The following is a 507-nucleotide window of genomic DNA, read 5'->3' as shown; positions in this document are numbered from 1 at the left end:
CCGCTGATGCAGATTCGCGAACGAAAAGCTGGAGGGACGCGACGCCGGACGGACAACTTCCGCTGGCAACGGCTGCAGCGTCTTGCCGGCGACCGGCAGCACCGGCGTCACGCGAGAGCGATTCGCGACGCTCTTTGCGCGATAGATGCGGTTCTTCTTGTCGACGGGGAAAAATAGGTCCTCGGCGATTTCTGCCGACTCGGAACTGCCCAGGAAGAGATAGCCACCCGGGCGCAACGCAAAATGAAACGTCTGCAAGACCTGGCGTTGCACGCTGCGGTCAAGGTAGATCAGCAGGTTGCGGCACGACACAAGGTCGAGCTGCGAAAACGGTGGATCGCGCAGGATGTTGTGTGCCGCAAACAGTACATGCTCGCGTAGCGGCTTGTTGACGACATAAGCCCCGCGTGTATGAGTAAAGAATTGCCGTAGCCGGGACGGTGGGACGTCGGTGAGAATGGATTCAGGATATCGGCCGGCTCGGGCCACCTCGATCGCACGGTCATC

At 60.4% G+C, this 507-nt stretch carries 1 protein-coding gene; it reads right to left on the bottom strand.

Annotated elements, in window-relative coordinates:
• The coding region (locus SB822_RS54880; RefSeq protein ID WP_410858820.1) for a CheR family methyltransferase at nucleotides 1-507 on the bottom strand (507 nt) is incomplete at both ends.

Source organism: Paraburkholderia sp. SIMBA_054 (assembly GCF_046534875.1).
Taxonomy (GTDB): domain Bacteria; phylum Pseudomonadota; class Gammaproteobacteria; order Burkholderiales; family Burkholderiaceae; genus Paraburkholderia; species Paraburkholderia hospita.
The sequence above is the reverse complement of the archived record's forward strand: the minus strand, read 5'-3'. Positions and strand labels throughout refer to the sequence as shown.